The organism is Enterococcus sp. H57 (assembly GCF_003112495.1).
Taxonomy (GTDB): Bacteria; Bacillota; Bacilli; order Lactobacillales; family Enterococcaceae; genus Enterococcus_B; species Enterococcus_B faecium.
The window spans coordinates 28,777-53,984 of sequence record NZ_BEHC01000009.1 but is presented as its reverse complement, the minus strand read 5'-3'; the positions used below and the strand labels follow the sequence as shown (position 1 = coordinate 53,984).

The 25,208-nt window shown below is 38.1% G+C and carries 22 protein-coding genes; 7 read left to right on the top strand and 15 right to left on the bottom strand.

Annotated features, from left to right (window positions below; genetic code table 11):
- Window positions 1-49 precede the first annotated feature (49 nt).
- From DIZ30_RS02995 to DIZ30_RS02985, 3 genes are all read right to left on the bottom strand, one after another.
- On the bottom strand, window positions 50-817 hold the full coding sequence (locus DIZ30_RS02995) for a DUF6681 family protein (protein WP_002302142.1): 768 nt from the start codon (window positions 815-817) through the stop codon (window positions 50-52).
- Complete coding sequence (locus DIZ30_RS02990; RefSeq protein WP_002294107.1) at window positions 814-1,293, bottom strand: hypothetical protein; 480 nt, start codon at window positions 1,291-1,293, stop codon at window positions 814-816. The genes DIZ30_RS02995 and DIZ30_RS02990 overlap by 4 nt, the downstream gene beginning before the upstream one ends.
- A 124-nt stretch (window positions 1,294-1,417) precedes the next feature.
- Window positions 1,418-2,155, bottom strand: a complete 738-nt coding sequence (locus DIZ30_RS02985) for an epoxyqueuosine reductase QueH (RefSeq protein WP_002287242.1) — start codon at window positions 2,153-2,155, stop codon at window positions 1,418-1,420.
- Window positions 2,156-2,315: 160 nt separating this feature from the next.
- On the opposite strand from DIZ30_RS02985, the gene DIZ30_RS02980 reads away from it, so the two are divergent.
- From DIZ30_RS02980 to DIZ30_RS02970, 3 genes are all read left to right on the top strand, one after another.
- Complete coding sequence (locus DIZ30_RS02980) at window positions 2,316-3,716, top strand: TrkH family potassium uptake protein (protein ID WP_002287243.1); 1,401 nt, start codon at window positions 2,316-2,318, stop codon at window positions 3,714-3,716.
- 222 nt (window positions 3,717-3,938) lie between these two features.
- Complete coding sequence (locus DIZ30_RS02975) at window positions 3,939-5,291, top strand: Mur ligase family protein (protein ID WP_002287244.1); 1,353 nt, start codon at window positions 3,939-3,941, stop codon at window positions 5,289-5,291.
- Entirely contained in the window at window positions 5,284-5,982 is a 699-nt protein-coding gene (locus DIZ30_RS02970) for a type 1 glutamine amidotransferase (RefSeq protein ID WP_002287245.1), read from the top strand. The genes DIZ30_RS02975 and DIZ30_RS02970 overlap by 8 nt, the downstream gene beginning before the upstream one ends.
- A 61-nt stretch (window positions 5,983-6,043) precedes the next feature.
- On the opposite strand, the gene DIZ30_RS02965 is transcribed toward DIZ30_RS02970, so the two are convergent.
- From DIZ30_RS02965 to DIZ30_RS02955, 3 genes are read right to left on the bottom strand one after another with little or no spacing between them, the layout of a single operon-like run.
- Window positions 6,044-7,195, bottom strand: a complete 1,152-nt coding sequence (locus DIZ30_RS02965) for a mannitol-1-phosphate 5-dehydrogenase (protein WP_002324197.1) — start codon at window positions 7,193-7,195, stop codon at window positions 6,044-6,046.
- 12 nt (window positions 7,196-7,207) lie between these two features.
- Entirely contained in the window at window positions 7,208-7,645 is a 438-nt protein-coding gene (locus tag DIZ30_RS02960) for a PTS sugar transporter subunit IIA (protein WP_109023081.1), read from the bottom strand.
- Between the two features lie 14 nt (window positions 7,646-7,659).
- Complete coding sequence (locus DIZ30_RS02955) at window positions 7,660-9,426, bottom strand: PTS mannitol-specific transporter subunit IIBC (protein ID WP_109023080.1); 1,767 nt, start codon at window positions 9,424-9,426, stop codon at window positions 7,660-7,662.
- 263 nt (window positions 9,427-9,689) lie between these two features.
- On the opposite strand from DIZ30_RS02955, the gene DIZ30_RS02950 reads away from it, so the two are divergent.
- Entirely contained in the window at window positions 9,690-10,367 is a 678-nt protein-coding gene (locus tag DIZ30_RS02950) for an ABC transporter ATP-binding protein (RefSeq protein WP_109023079.1), read from the top strand.
- A 2-nt stretch (window positions 10,368-10,369) separates the two neighbouring features.
- The gene (locus DIZ30_RS02945) at window positions 10,370-11,497 is read left to right on the top strand and encodes an ABC transporter permease (RefSeq protein ID WP_002294108.1); all 1,128 of its coding nucleotides are present in this window, start codon (window positions 10,370-10,372) and stop codon (window positions 11,495-11,497) included.
- Between the two features lie 199 nt (window positions 11,498-11,696).
- On the opposite strand, the gene DIZ30_RS02940 is transcribed toward DIZ30_RS02945, so the two are convergent.
- The 9 genes from DIZ30_RS02940 to DIZ30_RS02895 form a co-directional block, all read right to left on the bottom strand.
- Entirely contained in the window at window positions 11,697-12,137 is a 441-nt protein-coding gene (locus DIZ30_RS02940; RefSeq protein ID WP_002287254.1) for a PTS sugar transporter subunit IIA, read from the bottom strand.
- Between the two features lie 10 nt (window positions 12,138-12,147).
- Entirely contained in the window at window positions 12,148-14,181 is a 2,034-nt protein-coding gene (locus tag DIZ30_RS02935; protein ID WP_002287256.1) for a BglG family transcription antiterminator, read from the bottom strand.
- Between the two features lies 1 nt (window position 14,182).
- On the bottom strand, window positions 14,183-15,886 hold the full coding sequence (locus DIZ30_RS02930; protein WP_002287257.1) for a PTS transporter subunit EIIC: 1,704 nt from the start codon (window positions 15,884-15,886) through the stop codon (window positions 14,183-14,185).
- 93 nt (window positions 15,887-15,979) lie between these two features.
- Entirely contained in the window at window positions 15,980-16,930 is a 951-nt protein-coding gene (gene manA, locus DIZ30_RS02925; RefSeq protein ID WP_002287262.1) for a mannose-6-phosphate isomerase, class I, read from the bottom strand.
- A 38-nt stretch (window positions 16,931-16,968) separates the two neighbouring features.
- Window positions 16,969-17,994 carry a serine hydrolase gene (locus DIZ30_RS02920; protein ID WP_002324200.1) on the bottom strand — a complete coding sequence of 342 codons (1,026 nt, stop codon included), beginning with the start codon at window positions 17,992-17,994 and terminating at the stop codon, window positions 16,969-16,971.
- A gap of 208 nt (window positions 17,995-18,202) precedes the next feature.
- On the bottom strand, window positions 18,203-19,072 hold the full coding sequence (locus DIZ30_RS02915; RefSeq protein ID WP_109023078.1) for a VOC family protein: 870 nt from the start codon (window positions 19,070-19,072) through the stop codon (window positions 18,203-18,205).
- Between the two features lie 458 nt (window positions 19,073-19,530).
- The gene (locus DIZ30_RS02905; RefSeq protein WP_002287265.1) at window positions 19,531-21,423 is read right to left on the bottom strand and encodes an ABC transporter ATP-binding protein; all 1,893 of its coding nucleotides are present in this window, start codon (window positions 21,421-21,423) and stop codon (window positions 19,531-19,533) included.
- The gene (locus DIZ30_RS02900; protein WP_002287267.1) at window positions 21,420-23,147 is read right to left on the bottom strand and encodes an ABC transporter ATP-binding protein; all 1,728 of its coding nucleotides are present in this window, start codon (window positions 23,145-23,147) and stop codon (window positions 21,420-21,422) included. The genes DIZ30_RS02905 and DIZ30_RS02900 overlap by 4 nt, the downstream gene beginning before the upstream one ends.
- Window positions 23,148-23,162: 15 nt before the next feature.
- Window positions 23,163-23,813 (bottom strand): TetR/AcrR family transcriptional regulator, encoded by a 651-nt coding sequence (locus DIZ30_RS02895; protein ID WP_002287269.1) that lies wholly within the window; start codon window positions 23,811-23,813, stop codon window positions 23,163-23,165.
- Window positions 23,814-24,016: 203 nt separating this feature from the next.
- Between DIZ30_RS02895 and DIZ30_RS02890 the strand changes: the two genes are divergently transcribed.
- Together DIZ30_RS02890 and DIZ30_RS02885 are read left to right on the top strand one after the other, a co-directional pair.
- Entirely contained in the window at window positions 24,017-24,313 is a 297-nt protein-coding gene (locus DIZ30_RS02890; RefSeq protein WP_002287271.1) for a rhodanese-like domain-containing protein, read from the top strand.
- 191 nt (window positions 24,314-24,504) lie between these two features.
- Window positions 24,505-25,125 (top strand): NAD(P)H-dependent oxidoreductase, encoded by a 621-nt coding sequence (locus DIZ30_RS02885; RefSeq protein ID WP_002287272.1) that lies wholly within the window; start codon window positions 24,505-24,507, stop codon window positions 25,123-25,125.
- The last annotated feature ends 83 nt before the right edge of the window (window positions 25,126-25,208 follow it).

The window sequence follows — 25,208 nt, the reverse complement described above, 5'->3', positions numbered from 1 at the left end:
CCGAATAAACGTTTTTATCGCAACCACTGATACACGGCGTTTCATCACATTATGAATGTCTTCTTCTTTGGCTACGACTATAAACCACTGGTTCTTCCTGCGACTGTGCCTTTTTTGCAATCAATTTCAGACGATAAGGCTCATGATAGCGTAACCCGTCTTTGACAAAATCACCGCCGACGATGAACAATCCGACAGGTTCCAATGTGTCTTCTGTTGAGTCAAGTCGAATGGTCCCTACTTTTTCCATGTCCGAGTAGCTTCGTCCAATATTTAGAACATACTCTTTCTCTCCTGTTTTCTTGACATAGTAATAAGGATACAATGTATTTCTATCGACCAGAAATCCATCCATGCGACCGAGTTCATTTGTTTTGATCTCACCATTTCCAATCAAATACCGCATATTCTCGGCTAATTTCAATTGATAATCTTCGTCATAAGAAACCATGACCTCTTGTGTATTCACTTTATCGATCGAATTTCCATTATCTATCGATTCTTCTGTCTGGATGTTGAACGCTTCATCAGGTAAATACTTCACAAAAAGCTGAGTGACATCGGCTTTCGTGTTTTTATCTAAAAAGTAATAAAATACATTTAAAACAGTAAAATAAACAAGCACTAGAAATGCAAGTCCATATAAGAAAAATTGAAGATAGTTTTGGTTTTGCCAAAGTCCATAAACAATTCTCAATAAATAAAGCGTGGGAATCACACTTAAAATCGTATATCCACGGTTAAGATATTTAGGACTGATGTCTAAATAGCCAAGGAATTTATGCACCCCGTTGATAAGGTCTAGTAAAAATGTCATTGAGAATCACCTGCTTGCTGGTTATACGTTTGGGTATTTCCTGAATCTTGGTTTTGCTGTGCTGTACGTGCTGCATCATCATTTTGCGTGTTATCATCTACAGTCGTACTGCTTGGTATCGTTTCGGAGCTAGCACTTGTATCCGGACTTGTACTTGGATTGGTTGAATCCGATGGAGTGCCATCTGGTACCGTATTACTTGTTTCGCTTGAGCTGTCAGTTGTATATGTCTCATCATACGACGAACTAGTTGTTGTATCGTCCCATGTACTTGTCGTAGTGGTTTCATTCAAACTTTCCGTTGTTGTTGGTTCAGATGTCGAGACTGAAGTAGTTGGTGTTGTTTCTTCTACAGTACTAGAACTTGAACTTGGTGCACGGTAGCTGGAACTATTCACAATACCTGTAGTAGTCGCGACAATCGTCGAGATTGTTAATACAGCGATTGGCTTCAAAATAGGTGCTACTTTTCGCATCTTATCTCTTCCTTCATTGAAATTTATTCTTGTTTCCTTACTTTACTACGGACAAATTATACAGTCTACCTTATTTCTACCATAAATTCTTTATTTTTTTCTTACGTTTTTCCGAAAGATTTCTTTAATTTTCCTCAAAAACTACGGTTGATGTTTTTAAGTAAGCTTTTGCTTCCCGATTGATTTCTTTCAGATCGCATCCTTGCTGCTTGGCAGCGAACACGCAACCACAATAACATTGGCGATAAATATCATACTCTTTGCACATTTGCAAAGAGCGTTCATAGCCTTTGTTTTTCTTGAAATCACTTGGCAAGTATTGTGTCCCGTAAATCTTTTGGATATCCATTCCGATCTGATTGATCAAAGCTGCATTTTTCTTTGGCGAGATGGTCAGGGCACTTCCAAAGTAATCGTATCCTAGTTCTTGCGCTTTTTGCGCAACAAGATCTAATCGCATATTGAAGCATGCACTGCAGCGAGCACCACCTTCTTTTTCGTTTTCAAGATGGTTTGTTAAAACCATTTTGGTGAATTCATTTGGACGGTATTCATCAACGATTAGCGCAACATGATGGTCAGTTTTCTCATTAAATTGGTCTACAAATCGTTTTTGTTCATGTAATCTTCGCAAATACTCACTTTTAGGATGAATATTCGAATTTGAAAAAAATAACGTGATCTCTGCATATTGAGACATGAATTCCAATGTGTGCGTACTGCAAGGAGCACAGCATGTATGTATTAATATCTTAGGCTTTACTTCTTCTTTCTCCCATTGCATGATCATTTTTTTCAGAACTGTATCATAATTTATTTTTTGATTTTTCATTTTTTCTACGATTTGTTGAGCATTAATCAATTTGTTATTCCTCCTCCTTCTTTTTTCTAGGATTTGCCTTATTATAAGCCATTTCTATTTTAATCGAAAGCTGTATTGTTATCTGTTTGATAATTTCTTTGAGTATTCCTAATTCCCCTTGTATACTGGTAGAAACGACTATTGTCAGGAGGATAGTACTGTGCATGTTGATTTATTCTTTCGAAGGCTGCAGCGGCGAGGACAGAAGTTTGCTGCCAATCATTTCTCATCGATCCAAATCATCGTTTTTTATTATATATTGATGACGGTCTTATCACTCGTTCTATTTTATATGCCGATTTTTCGCGAACCAGATAGCCATGTTTCTTTTGTGGACATGCTGTTCATGGCAATCAGTACAGTGAGTGTGACTGGACTATCGACTTTTGATATCAATTCTGTGTTCAATGATAACGGTATTATACTGCTGGAAATATTATTTCAAGTTGGTGGTTTGGGGATCATGATGATTTCTACTGCTTTTGTCATTTTTTCTAAACGACGGATCACACTGAAACAGCGACAGCTGATCATGACGGATATGAATCAACCGCGTTTGTCTGGTATCGTCCGACTGATTCGGATCACTTTTGCTATTTTAATCTGGTTTCAATTACTTTTTGGGACATTCTTTTCTATTTATTTTTATTACAGAGGCTATTTTGATCGTTGGCGTGATGCCGTTTTTTACGGTTTTTATCAGGCGATATCGGCTGTCACGAACTCTGGGTTTGACGTCACTGGGGATTCCATCAAGCCCTTTGCACATGACTATTTTTTCTTGATCCTGATCATGTTTTTGATTTTTGTCGGAGGAATTGGTTTTCCTGTATTGATGGAGTGCCGGGAATGGCTATTATACAAACGTTCCAATGCGAAGCTTCCGTTTCGTTTTTCCTTGTTTACCAAATTAGCTGTGTTAGCTTTTGTTATCTTGTTTGTTTCGGGAACTGTCTTGATTTATCTATTGGAAAAGGACCATTTATTCCAAGATTCCAATATGAGTGTCAAATGGATCAATTCGATGTTTTATTCGATTACGACTCGTAATGCTGGTCTGCAGATTCACGATTTGGGTGATTTTCAAATCACAACACTGATCATTTTTTCTTTACTGATGTTTATCGGATGCAGTCCTAGTTCTGTAGGCGGCGGGATTCGAACAACTACTGTAGCAATCATCGGTTTGTATCTATATTCCTTCCTCAAAAGTGAAGATAACATCAATATTTTTGGACGGAGAATCGATCAAGATGATGTGCGAAAATCAGTCGTTGTCTTTATGCTTTCTCTTGGTATGTGTTTCTTTTGTATCGTTTTTTTATCTGCTACAGAAGAACAAACGCTGATCTCGATCATCATCGAAGTAACTTCTGCGTTTGGAACAACTGGTTTATCTTTAGGGATTACCGGAGACTTGTCTGTTGTGGGCAAAATCACGATTGCTACACTGATGTTTATTGGGCGGATCGGAATGCTATATACATTGATGTTATTCGTGCCAAAAGAAACACGAGATCTAGGCTATGAATATCCAAGCGAGAAAATTATTATCGGTTAAAATGGGAATATAGGTAAGAGGGAATAATAAAATCACAGCAGCTTGAAACAATCATTTTGTTTCAAGCTGTTTTTTTGTTAAATCATGCGATTTTGTCCGATTTCATGCACTTTCAGCCGTAACCTTTTCTTAAGAATAAGAAAAGCAATTTAACCTTTTTTTCAACATATGGTATGATTAGTTGAATTTATTCGTCAGCAAATCGTTTTTGGAGGTTACATAATGGGAATACGCAGTCATTTTGCGATTGCAGTTGGAAAAACGTCGCAATGGGCATTAAAAACTTTTTTTAAAGGCGGATCAAGTTTACCAGGTAAACTAGCGCTGAAAGTCGATCCACATATACTAGATAGTTTGGCAAAAGACTACCAAGTCGTCGTTGTCACCGGAACAAACGGTAAAACATTGACTACCGCTTTAACAGTCAATATTTTGCGCCAGCAATTCGATGAAGTTCTAACCAACCCTACTGGTGCGAATATGGTACAGGGAATTGTATCGACTTTCTTGCAGGCAAAACCAAAAAAAGGACAGAAAAAGTTTGCTGTCCTAGAAATAGATGAAGCAAGTTTGAGCAAAGTCACAGAATATATGAAACCAGAACTGTTCTTATTTACAAATATTTTCCGTGATCAAATGGATCGGTATGGAGAAATCTATACGACCTATAAAATGATTGTAGACGGTGCCGCAAAGTCACCAAATGCAACGATTATCAGTAACGGTGATTCACCAATCTTCAATTCTATCGAAACAGTCAATCCTAGAAAATATTATGGCTTTGACCATGAAGAAGATCGTGAACAAATGGCTCATTACAATACAGACGGTGTCTTATGTCCAAATTGTCATCACATCTTGCATTATAAAATGATCACTTATGCAAACTTAGGGAAATATTACTGTCCAAATTGTGACTTCAAACGTCCTGAATTGGATTATCGATTAACTGATATGGTACGGATGGACAATGTGTCAGCAGATTTCGTGATCGATGGTCATGAATACGGAATCGAAGTTGGCGGTATGTATAATGTCTACAATGCTTTAGCAGCTACTGCAGTGGCAGAGTACTTCAATGTCGATCCTGATAAAATCAAACAAGGTTTAGGATATGACGAGAAAGTATTCGGCCGACAAGAAGTCATCAATATCAATGGGAAAAAATGTACATTAGTACTTGTCAAAAATCCTGTAGGTATCAATCAAGTAATCGATATGATTGGTCTAGCTCCTTATCCATTTTCTTTAGTGGCTTTATTAAATGCCAATTACGCAGACGGAATCGATGTCAGCTGGATTTGGGATGGTAATTTTGAAAACTTTGCCGATATGGATATCCCAGCTGTTATTTCTGGAGGAGACCGTCATACAGATATGACTTTACGTCTAAAAGTTGCCGGGATTCCAGAAAATAAATTGACAGAAACAAAAGAATTACCAGAAGTAATCGAAAAAATCAAAGAATTGCCAACTGAGCATGTCTATATTTTAGCTACTTACACTGCTGTATTGCAGCTTCGTAAAGAACTAGCTGCTCAAGGATTTATCAAAGGAGGAATGAACCGTGGCTAATTATGAACTCAATATCGCCCACCTTTATGGAAATTTGATGAACACATATGGTGATAACGGAAACCTTTTGATGTTGAAATATATAGCAGAAAAAATGGGGGTTTCTTGCCATACGGAGATCGTTAGTATACATGAACCTTTTGATGCTGATAAATATGACTTGGTTTTCTTTGGCGGTGGTCAAGACTTTGAGCAATTAATCATTTCAAAAGACATCCAGAAAAAGAAAGATTCTTTGATCAACTATATCGAAAATGATGGCGTCATGTTAGCCATTTGTGGTGGCTACCAATTGCTAGGTCACTACTACATGGGAGCTAATGGAGAAAAGATCCAAGGAATCAGTGCACTGGATCACTACACGTTAAGTCAGGAAAATAACCGGTTTATCGGTGATATCGTTATCCATAACGAAGAATTCAATGAAACTTATTATGGATTTGAAAACCACAATGGTCGGACTTTCTTAGGTGAAGGTGAACGACCTTTGGGGAAAGTGGTACAAGGTCAAGGAAATAATGGTGAAGACCAATCTGAAGGTGTCATTTACCGAAATGTCTTCGGTTCTTATTTCCATGGACCTATCCTTGCAAGAAATGAGAACCTGGCAGCTCGTTTGATCCGCCTAGCTTTAGAACAACGTTACGGTAAAGAATTGGATCTGCCCTATCTTGAAGGACAAACAGCCTAGTTATTCGAAAAAGGGGAATGTGACAAAAATTTCGTCACATTCCCCTTTTTCGTATCCTATTTTAAGCGACTTGCTTGGCATAACGGTTCACGTTTTGCTTGATATTCCCGATTGTTTTCGGATCATTGATTCCTGTGACTTCTTGAATCAATTGTTCCAAGTTTTCATGGATCTTCATTTCATGCAATTGACGGCTTTGTTCATCTTCAGGATCATAGTAATTAAAAATAATCCCCATTGTTGCCGTCAAATGTGGGCAAGTCAAGTTATGTTCTTGTAGTTCTCTCACTGGACGTGTAAATCTTTCTTGATAACCTAACTTACGTAATGGTGTCCGAGCGACACGTGTGATCGCATCAGAGATATTTTTGTTTTGGAAGCGATGAATGATTTTTTCAATATACGCATGATGCTGCTCTGCATCAAACCCCCATTTGGCAATCAGCAAACTTCCTGTTTCCTGCAAAACTGATTTTAATTGTGCCACAACTAACGCATCTTGCATTGCTTCATCAATGGCCTGGTAACCTAACAAGGCACCTGTATAAGCGACAGTCGCATGACCAGTATTGACACTAAATAGTTTGCGTTCGATATATGGTTCTAGATCATCTACATATAAAACCCCTTTTAATTGGATTTTTTTATTTTTTCTTTGGCTATCGTCAATGACCCATTCTTTGAAAGGTTCCACTTGGACGAATAAAGGATCTTCATGGTGTTGTAATGGGACGATTCGATCGACTGCTGCATTTGGAAAGCCGATATATTTGTCAGTAAATGATGTTTCCGGAAGATATTTATACACTTCTTTTTCTAGAAATGCTGAACCGCCAATCATATTTTCACAGGCAATGATATCTAAAGATGTTGTGCTTCCTTCCTTTTCTCTTTCTTGGATACCTTTTGCAATCAACTCAGCAATAAAAGGTAAGATATTCGGGCCAATGGCGGTAGTAACTAAATCTGCTTCAGCGATTTCTTGGATTACTTTTTCTGGATTTGTTTGATTGTTGATTCCTTTGACATTTTTTACAGTGATTTTTTCTTTTGATTCATCTGCTAATTCGATTTCGTATTCTTTTCTTTCATTTAAAGCATCAATGATCGTGTGATTCACATCTACGAAAGTAATCTCAAATCCATTAGCTGCCAAAACCTCTCCAATAAATCCTCGACCGATATTTCCTGCACCAAAATGTACTGCTCTCATTTTTCTCTCTCCTTAAGCAATTGCTAGATTTTCCGTTACTTCTTCTTTGTTGAGCGCGTCTGCTAGCTGGACAACATTGTCCATATCACTGCAATAAAGTGCGATTTGCTGTACAAGTTGCAAATGCTCATCTCCGACTCCTGCAATACCGAACAAAACAGTCGCAATCTTTTCTTCTTCTTCGGTACCAAAATCTACACCATCTGGTACTTGAACGACACAGATGCCGGATTTTTTCACATATTTTTTTGCTTCATCTGTTCCATGAGGAATCGCGATAAAATTCCCCATATAAACAGATAACATTTTGTCTCTATCTACCATGGCATCGATATATTCCTCATCAACGCACCCTGCTTCTACAAGCATCTGACCGCAATAGCGGATCGCTTCTTCTTTGGTTTTAAAAGATCGATTGAGCTCGATCATGTCGAATGGCAAACTTTGCATGCTGTTTTCCTCCCTTAAGCTGTCTGTTTCAAATATTGTGCAATCGATTCGTATTTTTGCGGATTGACCATGCTGTTGACTGATAAATGAATGGATTGAGGTGCAGCCATCTGTACTTTTTCCGCTAAACTTTCTTTGGCTACGATCAGTGAATCAGGTTCATCTTTTAAATCTTGGATATTGACTTTTCTTAACGGGATAGTTAAATGGTTCTTGTCTAATATATCTTTGAGCACGGTCATCCCCATTGTTGCTGATCCGGAACGATCATCGTGGACAAGTAGAATCTCTTTGATTTGTTTGATGTTTGCTGAAAGAAACTCTTCTGCTGGCTCATTCTCAATTTCAGAAACTGATGTTTTCTGCTTGCTGCTTAATTCTTGAATGATTTCATCATATCGAGGTGAATTCAAAAAGTTTTCTACTGAGACAAAACGCGCGCTCGGTGCTTTTTGTTTTGCTCTTTCTTGTAGTTCGACCTGAGTAACGATCAATGTATTCGAGTCATCTGTCAGTTGGCTGATTGCTTGATTGGTCACCGTTTGAGGCAAGTCTGCTTCCTGTACTTTTTTTCTCAAGATCGAAGCGCCCATCGCACTTGATCCCATTCCTGCATCACAAGCAAAAATGATTTTTTGTACGCCAGAGAATGTAGCTCCTTGAGGAATACCTTGGGCACCTTTGGAAGCTTGCTTAGCTGCCTTTGTCTCTTGAACAGATTTTTCGAAGTCTTCATTTGTATCTTTCGCATCCGCTTTCAAAATTACTGCAGAAATACCAAACGAAACAGCTGCGGCAACAATCACGCCCAAAATAACAGGAAGGTAAGAATTGAACGGTGTCATCGCTAGAATCGCAATGATCGACCCTGGAGAAGCTGGCGCTCTTAGTCCAGCATCCATCAATTGGAAAATGAAACTTCCTGACATTCCTCCGCCTATAACTGATAAGAATAATAACGGTTTCATCATAACGTAAGGAAAATAGATTTCATGGATCCCGCCTAAAAAGTGAATGATCATGGCTCCTGGTGCTGAAGATTTTGCTGCTCCTTTGCCAAACAAAGTAAAAGCAAGTAATACGCCAAGTCCTGGACCAGGATTTGCTTCAAGCAAGAATAGAATAGATTTTCCAGCCTCTGCTACTTGTTCAGTTCCCAATGGTGTCAAAATCCCATGATTGATTGCATTATTCAAAAATAAGATTTTTGCTGGTTCAATAAAAATACTTGTCAATGGAATCAAATGGGCAGATAAAATGATCTCTACACCTTTTGCCATTGCTTGAGTCAATACATCGACAACTGGACCAATCGCAGAAAAACCTAATAACGCTAATCCAAAACCGATAAGACCTGCTGAAAAATTATTGACTAGCATTTCAAAACCGGATTTGATCCGTTTTTGGAATAGCTGATCAAATTTCTTGATGGCATATCCACCAAGAGGTCCCATGATCATCGCGCCTAGCATCATTGGAATATCTGTTCCGACAATCACACCCATCGTTGCAATTGCCCCAACAACTGATCCGCGGTCACCAGCAATTACTTTTCCGCCAGTATAACCGATCAATAAAGGAATCAGATAAGTTAGCATTGGGCTTACCATGGTAGCGAAAGCCTCATTTGGTAAATAACCATCTGGGATAAATAGAGCCGTTAATACACCCCAGGCAATCAGTGCTCCAATATTTGGCATGACCATGCTTGATAAAGTACTGCCTAATTTTTGTACCCTCGCTTTTAGCGAAATGTTGTTTTTGGGAATCGTCCGTTCCATTTTGTCTCTCCCTCTCTCCTTTTGATACCCTAATTGTATCCGCTTACTAAAAAGAGAAATAGTCGTACTTTGGCACGAAACTTTGTGCCAAAGGTTTGAGTATGTCAGCAAAATAAAAAGATTTCGGTATCAGAAAACTTCAATTTTAAATAAAACTGTTATTTTAATTTTTTTATAATATGCAAACAATAACTTTTGTTAGCATTTAATTTAGATGTTTTTCATTCTATTATGTTATTAAATTTTATATTGGAGGCCTATCTATGACAATACTGATCAAAAACATGAACATGAAACGTGGTAAAAAACGTGTGATTCGACAATTGAATCTTTTAGTAGAATCAGGAGAAGTAGCTGCTTTGATTGCCCCGAACGGATTTGGCAAAACAACTTTGCTGAATGGCATTGCCCAACTGCTGCCAACAACTTATGATCAATTGTCCCTTCACAACATCTCTCCTACTGCTTATACAGATTATCGCCGGTCTTTCTTTTTTCTAGAATCAACGAATCAGTTATCCGACTATCTATCGGCTGTTGATTATTTGACTTTGATCAAATACTATTGGCAGAGCAAAGTAGAATGCCAAACTGTTTTCCAACGATTGAAGATGACTGAGTACCTTACTTTGCCGATTGGAAAAATGTCTCTAGGAATGAAACAACATGTCTTGCTTGCTGCTTACTTGATCAGTGATTCATCTGTCATGTTATTCGATGAACCGTTGAACGGATTAGACCCAGGAAGTATTGATATCTTGAATAGCCTCATCAGACAATGGCAGAAAGAGGGGAAGACGATTCTTCTTTCTTCCCACGCTATCGCGAATATCCAATCGATTTGTTCTAAAGCATGTTTTCTAAAAAATGGAGAAATCGTCACAGAATCCTCAAATATGGAAGAGATTTTAGCTATTTATCGTAAATTATATGAGGTGTAACTATGTCTTTACTTACATTTGAACGCAATCTCTTACTAAAAAACAAAGTAAACTTTTTATTTCCTCTATTGTTGGTCGTGCTCTTTGCATTCCCACTTTTTTTTGATCATAAACTTGCTTATACAGAATTCGATGAACTGAATCATAACTATGAAGAGATGCAACGTTTGATTGAAACGTTGAAAGAAGATGAGAATGAGAAAGAATTTGTGGAAAGTTTAGAGAAAAGCAACAAACTGATCGAAGCAATCTTACATGCAAAAAACACAGGGAATGTCCAGCAAATGGTCGAAGCAACTTATCATTATGAAAAAGATATACTGGATCGACTGATTTCTGGTCAAAGACAAGGAATTCCAATCATTGAACAACAAAAACGTGTCGAGTTGCTCCGTTATATGAAAGAACATCAGATCCAAAGATATTCTATTTTTGACTTGCCAGCGCATCTCCCTTTAGCAAATTACTACGAAAATATTTTTTCAGGAATGATTTCTAGTTTTTTGATTTTATGTATAACCGCCTTGTTTCTTTCTTCCATCATCTCTTATGAAAAAAGAAAGCAGGTAATCTCTCTAGTCAATCTATTACCGGATAGTATGGTAAAGAAACATAGCATCCGTTTTACCATTTATTATGGTGCAGCTATGCTAAGTCTCGTGATGCCATTTTTGATCGTCTCTATACTAGTAATAATCAAAAATGGTTTGGGAGACTTCCGTTATCCTGTAGGAACGATCATTGGTCAGGAGATACGAATCCTTCCGATGTATGAGTATCTTTTCCAGAGCTTTCTGTTCCTGTTGTTGTGGGTGCTCTTTTTAAGTACAATCAGTTTTCTTCTATCTGCTTTATTTGAACATTCTCTAGTCAATCTTTTAGGTACACTTCTTTGTCTTTTCTTAGCAGAGTATCGCTTGTTTTCTTCGATTGGATGGATAGAATCAATCAGTCATTACTTGCCAACTTCTTATGTTGATTTTCAAAATGTGATCATAGGAGGAGATATTTTCTCGCCACTAGCTTCAGAACAGGTTACTTTCATGAATGGTATCTTGACACTTGGTATATGGAGTATCGTTTTATTATTCATAGGTATGGGCACTATCTATATAAAAAAGAGCTATTAAAACACAAAAATAATAGGGGCGGTGACAAAAACCTTGTCACCGTCCCCTATTTCAAATAAACGGTTTTCTAGAATAAATAGTTTTCAAAAGCTTGCATCCGCAGTAATAAGAACCTCCCAACAAAAATAGCTCCTCTTATTTTTATCTTGGTTGAAGTTATTACTTGATGCAAGGCAGCTTTTTTTACTGTGAACATTGGTTATATATGTCCATGTTCAAAAATCATTTGGACTTCTTCAATGGTTTCCGCATCACTGAGCGCCATTACTTGGTCGATGTCTGAACAGAAAAAGGCTAAATCTTGGAGCACCGCTAACTGATGTTCTTTTTTTAAAGCCACTACAAATAAGAGTGTCGCGATTTTTGGTTCCTCTTTTGTTCCAAAGTCCACACCATCAGGCACTTGGACTAAATAGATTCCTTCTTCTACTACTTCTTCATCTTTGTCAGTCCCATGTGGCAAGGCTACGAAATTCCCGATATAGACACTCGCTTTTTCTTGTCTTTCGATCATTGATTGGATATATGCCGGTTTGATTCCCCCTTGTTGGGTCATCCACTGGCCGATCTCGGTCAACGCTTCTTTCCAATTTTGATAGGATTGATCGAGCAATATTTTTTCTGCTGGTAGCTGTATCATCTTTTCACCTTCATTTCTTTATTTCTTCAATCAGGATTTTCGCTAACAACTGATAAACGATTTCTTTATTTCCTGAGCGGAAGATCTCGGTGTTCAAGTCATTCATGATGATTGCTCCACTGATCTTTCCTAAAAGAATCCCGTCTTTTTCTTGGATTGGCGAAGGCGCCAGCATAACTAACATACGGGACAAATCGACTGGCTGTCTATCCATCCCTTCAATGGTCAACGGATGTTTCAAATTGAAAATACAAAAGATCGGTTTAGAAATCAATGAGCTGGATGTATGGAATAACCCCATATTTGTATGAGGAATACCGATAGGTGCTTGTTCATATCGCTTAAGCAGCCGGCGATGAACCACCTCTTCATCCGTTACTAGTCCTTCAGGAAAATAAGGAAATAAGCTGCGAATCGTTTCGGAAATCGTCTCAGGATTATCCAGTTCTTGGATAAAAAAACGACCGAGTAATTGATTGATTTGATCCATGAAATGCATTGTTTCCTCATAAGTATCTTCTATCATCCACTCGTTATTGCTGTTATACGTAATTTTTTGCCTTTTTTTCTTCTCAATATGCGAAAAAGCTTCTTTTAGCTGCTTGACTTCATCTTCTAGCAGTAGCGGGGAGACTAAAATATATTTTCCACCGTATCCTGGTAAAATAGATGTAGAAATAACAACATCATATTCTTCTTGTAAATCGATTTTTTTTAAATCAGCAATCCGATAGAAATGAATTTGTTGGATGAAGGGAAAATACCTTTTCAATCGTAGTTCCAACATGCTAGTAGAAGCTAATCCACTTGGCGAAAATCCTGCAATACTGATATTGCTTTCTTTCGGACTTCGTTCCAATGAATTCGCAAAATGAAGGACCATATAAGCGATCTCTTCTTCGGATAATTTTTTTTCTTGAAAAATCCGCTCTACTGCTTTACGGATTGCATTCGCAACTTCCTCGTATTGAACCATGATTTTTTCTAAAATCGGATTGGTCAGTGTCTCTTCTTGTAAAACGGCTCTTGAAAACACACCAGATAAATGAGTCAACAGCATTTTGTACAAAGTTTCATCTTCATAAAAATGGACATTCGTCTCTTCACTTACTTCTTGAATCAGTTGTTTTACTAAATAAGCAAGCTGTGTATCGAACGTCTCTTCAAAGAAATTCTGATCAAATGAGTTCGTGAAGTCATTTAATAATCCTGCAAAAAAGACGATCTCATTTACTGGATAAAGTTGTTTTGTCTCAGAAGCGATCCGTGAAAACAATCGTTTAGCTGTCTGTAGTAATTCTTTGTTTGCCAGACTATTATATGTCTCATTTGTCAGTAAATGATTTTTCGTCACACGCTCCATCGTCAATGTCAGCATCAAAACCAAATGTTCAAGCTTTCTATCACTTAGATTGGTCTTTTTTTGGATCAATTCTTCCCCGATTACTTTGCGTGCAAGAGATAGATGTTGCGGATCAACGAATCGAAAAAAATAATTCAGTGATGCATCGAAAGAAATACTATGAAAAAGTTCATATTCATTGATTTCTAATTCTAATACATTCGCTGTCAGAAGCCGGCGGTATTTTTCCGGTCCTTCGATCTCGTATCCCTGGTTCCGAATGATTTCCAAAGGCAGTTGGCGAATACTTTCTTCCAACTGTTTGATATCTGCATAAAAAGTGGTATTACTGATGCGATATGATTCCATGAAATGAGCAAGACTCAACGGCTCTGTCGTCAGTAACAACTCGGCTAAAATCGCGTGTTGTCGTTTAGCAGTGGATAAGTCATTACTTTTCCCATCTGTATTTTCTTTTAATTGCTCTAATACTTCTTCTGATGCCTCAATGACAAATGAGCCTCTAGCTGCTTTTTTCAAAGAAGCATTTACCGATTTCAATGAGACTTCAAGATTATCTAATTCGCGGTAAATAGTCCGTTTACTGACCTTCAATAAATTCATCATTTTTTGGATAGATACAGGTGACGGGCTACTGAGAAATTCTGCTAATAATTGTTTTTCTCTGGGCGATAAATACATCTTATATTTCTCCCTTCACGAGTTTTTCGTATTCATTCGTAGCTACCCAATGTTCAACTAGAACTAGCCGAGGGATCTTTTCTTCTAGCTGTTCAGTTACAGCTAGTTCTCTTTGTGCGATATAAATCGTTTCTTCTTGGATTTTGATTTTTTCTATTGATTCTTTTGAGATAACAAACTGTTTTTTCGCTTTTTTTGCTAATTGACTTAAAATCGTCATGCCCATAGTTTGTGAGCCGCGTCTGTTGTTTTTATACAAAAATACAATATTAGCAGGCGACGTTTTTTGTTCTGTGATATCTGCTATCTCTTTTTTTTCTTCCCGCTTTGGAAATTGGATCGCTTCTTTTATTCGTGACAGCAAGATATCTGTTTCCAAAAAGTGATCCAGTACATAGATTTGACTTTGAGGTACTTTTTCTCTTGCAAGACCCGCTAGTTCATGTTGCACGATAACCAGCTGATTTACTTGGTTATTCAATTCATAGATAGAGCTGTATCCGACAGAAAGATCGATTTTTTCTGCTGCTAATTTCTTTTTCAGCAGGGCGGCTCCCATAGCACTTGATCCCATACCTGAGTCGCAAGCAAAAATGACGGAATGAATGATAGATGGTTCCAAGATTTCTCCCCTTTCTTTGACCGTTTTGTTCTCTTTTTCTTTATTTGGTAATTTCAATAGTATCGCTGCACAAATGAAGGTCACAAATGTACTGATTGCTATCCCTATACTTACCCCAGCTAGTTGTGGATAAGGCGCATTGGCAAAAATCACGAGTAGTGACCCAGGCGATACAGGTGCAGCTAATCCCGTATCTAACCATTGAAATATCAACGTACCGCTTGCCCCACCAGCCATTACAGCTAAAAATAGATACGGTCGCAGCAAGACAAATGGAAAATAGATTTCGTGAATCCCGCCAATCGCATGGATCATCAATGCTCCACTCGCATTTACTTTTTCCTGTTTTTCTGCAAAACAAAGGATAGAAAGTAAGATCCCTAAACCAGGTCCAGGATTTGCCTCCATCAAAAATAAGGAAGAGTACCCGACTGTTTGTGAGAATTCGATTCCTAAAGGTGTCAATACACCATGATTGATTGCATTATTGAAAAATAGTACTTTTAGAGGTTCTAAGATCAGACTGACAAGTGGTAACAGATTCATTGTGACTAGCCAAGACACAACGGAGGCGAGCAACAAGTGAACACTATTTAAAACTGGTTCAATAAAAACGATTCCAATTATACAAATAACGCTACCAGTCAGTCCTACTAGTAGGTTGCTGACAAGCATTTCATATCCAGCCTTGAATTTCACATGGAATCTAGAAACAAATTGTTCATATACGATGCCGGCAAGCGGCCCGATAATCATCGCTCCTACGATTTGTGGAGCATTGGAACGAGCGATCAACCCTAAAGAAGCAATTGCACCGGCGACTGCCCCTTTTTGTCCCCCTACCGATTTCCCGCCTGAATAACTGATCAAGATGGGTAAAAGCAGCTGGATCATCCAATGGCATACCTCTTCTAATGTGGTGTGCAAATCGCCAGACACACCTTTTGTTGCTAATGACAAGATTCCCCAAGCGATAAACAGACTTAGATTTGGCATGATCATTTCATTTAAGTGATGTCCAGCTTTTCTCAGTTGTTTCATAGACACGCGACTGCTGTTGTTTGCTTTCCATTTGTATTCCATCTTTTTCACCATACTTCTATTTATTGATGGACGGATTTTATGTAGAAAAAGCAGCAAACGAAAAACCGTCTGCTGCTTTCAGCTATCTGGGAACTATTTGCCTGGTTCAGACGCAATGATTGCTAGTTCACCTTGGACCGCCCACTCAGAAACGCCATTTGGAATAATACAGCTTGTTCCTTTTTCTAATGGATATGTTTTTCCGTCAACGACAAGGTCTCCTGCTCCTTCGATTACCGTCATCAATGTATAAGGGGCTTGTTTTTTGAAAGATGTGATTCCTTTAATATCCCACTCATATACATTGAAAAACTCAGTTTCTAAATAAGTGACGATCGATGAATTCCCTTTTCGGACTTCTTTGATTTGTAATTCTGGTGTTTTCGCAGGGACAGTTGTTACATCGATCGATTGTTGGATATGCAGCTCTCTTGTTTGTCCTTGCGCATCTTTTCTGTCGTAGTCATACACGCGGTAAGTCGTGTCAGAACTTTGCTGTGTTTCTAAAATCATGATTCCTTTACCAATAGCATGGATCGTTCCGCTTGGTACATAAAAGAAATCACCTTTTTTAACTGGTACTTTCTTCAAAAGGTCATCCCAGCGCCCATCTTTGATCATCTCAGCTAGTTCTTCTCTTGTCTTTGCATGATGACCATAGATGATTTCTGCACCAGGTTCAGCATCGATGATATACCAGCATTCAGTTTTTCCTAATTCACCTTCATGTTTCATCCCATAGGCATCATCTGGATGTACTTGTACAGATAGATCATCTTCTGCGTCTAAGATCTTGATCAATAATGGAAACACTGGTTCTGAAGGATGGCCAAACAATTCCTTGTGTTCTGACCATAGTTCATCTAATCTTTTCCCTTTGAATTCGCCATTTTCTACTACACTGACACCATGAGGATGCGCACTGATCGCCCAATCTTCTCCGATTTTATCGTTAGGGATATCAAAACCAAAGACTGAACGTAAACGACTTCCTCCCCAAATTTTTTCTTGAAAAACGGGTTTTAAAAACATAGGTTCCTGCATAATTCAAACTCCTCTCATTTTTCATAGCTATTATAGCATTATTTCGGTAATACCGCTTTCTCTTTCAAAAAGTTTTCAACAATTTCATCTCGACATATGAGATACTCCGCACGATGATCGACAGGATGTACGCGATTTGACAAAAATATCAACGCTTCTTGTGTTTTTATATCAATCAAGAAAAACGTACCTGTATAACCAGTATGAAAAAGAATCGCATGACCGTCTTCTACATCCTTTTTTAAGTCCCATCCTAAAGAACGATAGCCATTTTTTTTCGGTGTTTGATCTTGCAGTAAAGAATCAATCGTCTCTTCTTCTAAAAAACGACCATTACGGATTTTTCCCTTGTTCAAATACATTTGGACAAAAGTAATGCTGTCTTTCAAATCAATAAAGAGACCCGCGTTACCTGCATGTTCAGCCAAAACTCTTGCTTTCGGATCATGAGTTTGTCCACGCAAAACCTCACCCGAAGGCAGTTGTTCTGTGGGAACGATTTTTTTGGAAGGAAAAGGAAGAAATAAGCTGTTCATCATTCCTAATGGTTCCAATACTTGTTCTTGAAAGATTTCCACTGCAGTTTCTTGGTAAATTTCCTCTAGCATCAACCCAAGAAGAATCGTACCGGCATCTGTATATTTTACTTTTTTTCCTAGTTGCTCACCTGGTTCTAGCTTCAAATAAGCGGCGATCAATTCTTCCTGAGATAGCTTATCTCTGTTTGGTATCCATGTTTTGATATCAGAAGTATGTGTCAGTAAATGACGCAAAGTGATTGTCTGATTTTCAAATTCAGGAAGATATTTATGAAGCGGTTGATCGAGTTCTATCTTTCCATCTTCTAATAGACGTAAAACTAATGAAGTGGTTGCAACGACTTTCGTCAGTGAGGCTGCATCAAACAACAGATCTTCTGTCATCAGCTGCTTTTCAGGAACGACTTGGGCAAAGCCGGCTGTAAATGTTTCTACTTGATTTTCTTTTATGAAGGCGACTGCTACACCTGGATAAAATCCTTCTTCCATCTTTTTCAAAATAAGCTGTTTCGTGTGTGGATACATCTTTTTCTCCTGCTTTTCTATCAGATTCTTACAGTCCAAGCTTAAAGCTTAATCTATGAGGAATCAACCTTTTTTACACAAAAAAACTGCGCGAAAAACCGCGCAGTTTCCCCCGGTATACTATTTTCTCTTTCTATCTCTAGAATAAGCGATAGTATGACCGTTCATAAAATGACGAGACATGCGACAATCGTTAAGAAAGAAAAAGTTAAGCGTCGCATCGAATGTCAGTTTTATTCTTTTCTTTTGGCTCACTGACGAACCACCATTCGATTCCTATAGCATCATAGATTGTGAGTACTGTGTGCTTTTTGTCTAAGAAGAAATCAACTGATAGTTGCTGCAAGTGAGCAATCAGTCCTTCCATGCTTTCAGTATCGATCATGAATTTCAGAAAATCAAGTCCAATCACTTCATCTGTAGGCAAATCAATTGCGCCTCCGCTAGCTTCTGTCAAACCAACATGGAAATCTCCTTCATTCAATACATGGATGCCCTCTTCTTCATTATGTACCTTCAAACCAAGTACATGATTAAGAAATTGGCGTTCTTTTGTTAAGTTAGTAACATTTAAATGGATTTTTTCAAAATAAGAACCTGTTGATAGTTTACTGAATTTTTCTTCAGATTTTCTTAATAATGCTTCTTGATCCATTGTTTCTGGAATTTCTCTTTGGTCGTTCTTATTCTCTTCATGGTAAATTTCCAATTCATTCTCTTCTGGGTCTACGAGCAAAATCCCCATACGTCCATGATCTTCTAAAGCTTCTTTGATTGGATAATTCATTTTACGGATACGACAAAGGATATCTGCCATTTCTTCTGTGCTAGGGATAATCAATGAAAAACGGTTCAGCTTTTTGATCTCCCCCATGTTATCATTCGCTCTAGGACTTTCTTCCAGCAGCAACATTTCACTTCCAGCTTCTTCTGTTCCTAAAATGGCTAATTCGTTTTCTTCTCTTTTCAAATCAAAGCCAACAACGTTCTTGTAAAAATCAATCATTTTATCTCGGTCTTTCACCCGAATGGCTACACTTTTTAAATAGGTGGCAGCCCCCAATTGAAAATCTTTCATATTTCTTGCTCCCCTCTACGTCAAGCTTTATTTTAACGATGGGTTCTTCTTCTTTCAAGCAATAACTTTGATTTTGTTAAAAAAAATGTGAGAAAATTCGCATTTTGCTTGTTTTTTGTAAATTAATGAGTAAAAACTCTTATAAAAAGAGGTTGTGAAAAAGCTGTTCTGCATCAAGTAATAAGAACAGCCAAACAAAAATAGCTCCTCCTATTTTTCGTTTGGTTGGGCTTATTACCGCAGATGCAAGCTTTTGAACACCGTTTAAGGAAGAGGTTGTAAAATCAGCGGTTTGACCTGAGTATTAGAGATACAAAACGGAAAAATAGCTTCTCATATTTTGCCGTTTTTTGAGCTAATACCGAAGGACAGCTGATTGAACACCGTTTATTCGGAAAAAGGGACTGTGACACGACTTTTGTCACAGCCCCTAAAAAAAATAATAAATTTGTACTATTCTATGAAGCTTCTTCTTCAGAAAACTGACTGTTATAAAGATCTGCATAGAATCCGTCTTTTTCCATCAATGTATCGTGGTTTCCTGTTTCTACGATCGAACCATGATTCATCACAATAATGTTGTCTGCATCGCGTATTGTAGACAAGCGGTGAGCAACAACGAAACTTGTCCGGTTTTCCAATAGGCGGTTCATCGCTTTTTGAATCAGTATTTCTGTTCGTGTATCTACACTAGATGTTGCTTCATCAAGGATCAGGACATCTGGATTTGCTAAGAATGCCCGCGCAATTGTGATTAGCTGACGCTGCCCTTGCGAAATATTGCTTGCATCCTCGTTTAATACAGTGTTATATCCTTCTGGCAATTTACGAACAAAATCGTCTACGTGAGCAGCTTTAGCAGCCTCAATGATTTGTTCGTCTGTTGCATCGTCGTTCCCATATTTGATATTGTCATAGATACTTCCTGTAAACAGCCAAGTATCTTGCAGTACCATTGAAAACTGTGCGCGCAATTCATCACGTGAAAGATCACGGGTATCTACACCATCGTAACGAATACTACCTCCAGAAACATCGTAGAACCGTTCAAGAAGGTTGATCAGTGTCGTCTTCCCTGCACCAGTCGGACCTACAATAGCGACCATCTCACCAGGTTTGACATCCAAGTTAAAATCAGTCATTAGCAAGTTATCTGGTGTGTAGCCGAATTGAACATTTTCAAAACGAACTTTGTATGGTGTATCTTTTTCTTCTGGAAGGCCAGATTTTTCATTGGACATCTCTTCTTCATCCAACACTTCAAATACCCGTTCGGCTGAAGCAACTGTTGATTGGATAGTGTTCATCAAACTTGCAAGTTGAGTGATTGGTTGAGAGAACTGTGTTGTATATTGCAAGAACGCTTGAACATCCCCTAATGTCATGTTCCCATTTGCAACTTTTACTCCGCCTAGTACAGCGACGAACACATAGCCTAGATTTTTAACGAAATTCATCAACGGCATGATGATTGCCGAAATAAATTGAGCTTTCCAACCAGCGGCATACAGATTCTGATTTTCTTTTTCAAATACTTCCTGGTCTTTTTCAGTATGATTGAATGTTTTAACAATGGTATGACCACCATATGTTTCTTCTACTTGGTTATTCAATAAACCTAAACTTTTTTGCTGATCTGCGAAAAACACTTGTGATTTCGGCGCTACGATCATCACGATGATCAAGCTTAAAGGGATCATCAATAACGCGACTAACGTCAATTGCCAGCTGATTGAAAGCATCATCACGATGACCCCAATCAATGTGACTGCACTAGTTACAAATTGAGTCAAATTTTGCTGCAGCGTGCTTGCGATGTTATCCATATCATTGATTGCTCGAGACATGATATCCCCATTTGTATGTGTATCATAATAGGAAATCGGTACACGATTCATTTTGGCTTCCAAATCATGACGTAATTCATAAACTGTTCGTTGGGAAACACGTGTCATAATAAATTGCTGTAAAAAGTTGAATACAGCAGAAATCAAATACATCACGATTACTGTCGCAATGATCTGCGCGATTTTATCAAAGTCTATCGGAAATTTTGTTACTTGTTGGCCTTGTTGCATCTGTTGAGCGCCAGCCATTACACCTTTGAATATTTCTGTGGTTGCTTTCCCCAAGACCTTTGGTGTTTGGATTTGGAAGATCACGGCTGCTATTGCTAGTACAAATACAGCGATGATCGCAACCATACGTTTAGACATATAGCCAAACAATCGGCGTACCGTTCCCCAGAAATTTTTAGGCTTTTCACCTTTTACACCGAGATTTCTGCCAGGTCCACCATGTCCTGGACCGCCTGCTGGTCCATGAGAGGGACGTGTGTTTGTTTTACTCATGCTAAGTCCTCCTCTCTTAGTTGTGAATGAACGATTTCTTGATAAGTTTCGTTTGTTGCTAATAGTTCTTCATGTGTTCCTTTGCCAACCAGTTTTCCTTCATCTAGCACAAGGATCATATCTGCATCCATTACTGTACTTACTCGTTGAGCAACTAAAACGGTGATACTTTCTTTCATATTCGTTTTCAATGCTTGGCGAAGATTGGCATCCGTTTTGAAATCCAACGCTGAGAAGGAATCATCAAACACATAGATATCTGCTGTTTTGACTAATGCCCGTGCAATTGCCAGACGCTGTCTTTGTCCACCAGAGAAGTTTCCTCCTCCTTGTTCCACATGGCTATCTAAGCCATCTTCCATCTCTGAAACAAAATCTTTAGCTTGTGCGATTTCTAATGCTTTCCAAATCATTTCATCTGTTGCATCCGGCTTACCATACTGCATATTGTCTCGGATCGTTCCAGAGAACAGAACTGCTTTTTGAGGAACAAAGCCCATTAATTCTCGCAAATTATATTGAGTCATGTCACTAATGTCCGTTCCATTTATTTGGATCGAACCAGATTCGATGTCATATAATCGAGGGATCAAATTGACTAAGGTCGTTTTACCTGAACCAGTCCCCCCTATGATTGCGACGATCTCGCCCGACTTGGCTTGGAAATCAATATCTTCCAATGCAAGTTTTTCTGCTCCATGATATCGATAATTGACATGATTGAAGGCCAATGTTGCGTTTTTTCCAGCAAAAGAAACTGTTTTAGGATTTTCAGGGTCATGGATACCGATTTTTTCATCCAACACTTCATTAATACGGTCAGCTGAAGCTTGTGCACGAGGCACCATGATAAAAATAGCGGAAAGCATCATAAAGCTGATCAAGATCTGCATCGCATAAGTCATAAATGCAATCAGATTACCGACTTCCAAAGTCATATCTGCTATGTAGTGTCCACCAAACCAAGTGATTGCTACGTTTGTACCGCTCATGATCAATGTCATCATTGGCATCATCAATGCGACGATCGTATTAACTTTGATTGCCGTATTTGTATAATCTTTATTCGCTAAATCAAAACGATTTTCTTCAAAGCGTGTCTTATCGAATGCTCGAATCACTCTGACCCCTGTCAATCCTTCTCGAAATACCAGGTTTAAACGGTCAGTTTTCTTTTGCATACTTTTGAATAATGGAACAGCAAAGTACATGATTCCGCCGATCAAAATAATCATTACTGGGATGACAACTAAGAAGATTTTTGTCAACTGATGATCTTTTTGATAAGCAAGTATGCTCGCGCCAATCAACGTGATTGGTGCATTGATCATCATACGTAAAAACATTTGTGTAACCATTTGGATTTGAGTCACATCATTGGTCGTTCTTGTGATCAAAGAGGCCGTTCCATATTTATCAAACGCATCTTTTGTCAGACTCTCTGATTTTTTATAGACATCCGTACGCAATTGCTTACCCAGTTTCTGTGATTCACGAGTAGCAAAAAATGTATTTGCGATAGCAGCTAAGATACTGATCAAAGAAAAGCCGATCATCACAAAACCTGTATGCCAAATATAATCGACATCTCCTTGCGCTACCCCTTTATCAATAATATTGGAGGTAAGTGTCGGCAAATATAAATCTGCCAGTACTTGGATCACCATGAAAACTGCAGCTGCAATTGCTGAAGTCAAGGAGATCCGTTTTACGATTTTTAGCATCTATTTCCCTTCTTTCTATTTATATACTCCGTTTTTCAGCCAAGAAAGTTTCAAATTGAATTCACTGATTGCTTGCTCTACTGAGTAATCTTCAGATGTTGAAAATAAGCGATACGAATGCGCAATTGTTGTAAATACAGTATTCATCACTAATTGGATCAGTAATTCCAATTCATGATCATTTTTTACTTTCAGCTTCGTCCGATCGATCAATTCAAGCAACTCTTTTGCATCTTGTTTGTGTTCTTTATGTGGATCGTGAGGCGTTTTTTGGCGACTCGTATGAGGAGCGACTTTTCTTGAGGCACGGTAATCCATGTTCATAAACAAGTTACGATAAAAAGAAGCATTCTCGCCTTCCAAAATCTCATAAATCATTTTAGAAAAATAGGATTCGAATCCTTTGAATAGATCACCATCGGATTCTTTCATTAGTTGTAACATATCTTTAGAGCTGTCACGTCTCATTGTCTCAAAGTAATAAAAATAAAGATCCTCTTTATCTTCAAAATACTGATAGAAACTGCCTCTAGGGATATCCGCTAATTTGACGATATTAGCAATCGAAGCTTCTTTTAAGGGTACTCTAGAAAACTCGATTCTCGCAGCCTCGATTAGTCTTTTTTGTTTTTCTTTAGGCAAATGGAAAAATGTCTGTGTCGGCATATGGATCCTCCTTTCTTTCAAGATGACACATTGTCATATGACGCTATGTCATTATAACAGCTCCTACCTGTTTTGCAAGACATTTGCATAACTTTTTTCATTATCATCCGATACATTAAAAAAGTGATAAGAGGAATCCTTCCATTTGAATTAATGAGAGTTGCCCATTAAAATAGCCACATACTAAACAAAGGATGAGATAAATGGCCCAATCAATTAGTGTCCAAGACTTCAATAAATTGCCTCTCGATGCTGACAGCATCGTTTTAGATACAAGAAATACCTTAGATTACACAAAAAACCACTTAAGCCACTCGCTTTCTATCCCCGCTGCTATCTTGCCAAGACAATTAAAAAATCTAGATCCAAAGAAACTTTATTATATTCTAAGCTATACAGGCAGGCGATCAGAAGCATTAGCCGATCAACTTACTGCTAATGGTTTTCGTGCTGTTTATATCATTGGTGGGATGGAAGCTCTTCAGTCGAGTGTTGCTTGAATATTGCTTGTTAGATTCAAAAGAGGCTGTGACAAAAAATCGTGTCACAGCCTCTTTTATACCCTGTCTTTTTTTAGTTATTTATTCTTCAACCTTATCAATATGACTTGATAGCCTTTTCTTTTTCGAGTAAACTGATTTTGTTAGTCATAGTTATAACAATCATAGCAATAAAAGGAGAAGGTAAGCATATGGCATCTGTTTTAGTAGTCAAAGGTCATCCCCTAACTGCAGAAGAATCGCGCACAGTTAAGGCATTGACATCTTTTTTAACAAGTTATAAAGAAAATCATCCAGATGATGAAGTGACTGTTTTGGAACTTTATCGCGATGATATTCCGGAAATCGATGAAGAATTATTATCAGGTTGGGAAGCATTACGTGCTGGTGCAGAATTCACTTCCTTATCAGAAAGTCAACAACAAAAAATTGCTCGTTTCAATGAATTGACTGATCAGTTCCTTGCTGCTGATAAAATCGTTATCGCAAACGCCTTATGGAATCTAAATATCCCAACAAAATTAAAAGCTTGGTTCGATACCGTCAATGTAGCTGGAAAAACGTTCCGCTATACAGAAAACGGGCCAGAAGGATTAGTGACAGGTAAAAAAGCACTGCACATCCAATCTAATGGCGGTGTATACAACGGACAAGACTTTGCCTCTCAATATGTAAAAGGTATTTTAAACTTTGTAGGCATCGATCAAGTAGATCAGCTATTCATCGAAGGAATCGATTATGACCCTGACCGTGCAGATGAGTTGATGCAAAATGCATTAGATAAAGCTGCTGCTTTAGGTAAATCATTTTAAAAATTGAGATAAATGCATACAAAAGAGACAGAGGAAAAAATCTTCAAAGCAGCATTTGTGCCTTGGATATTTTCCCATCTGTC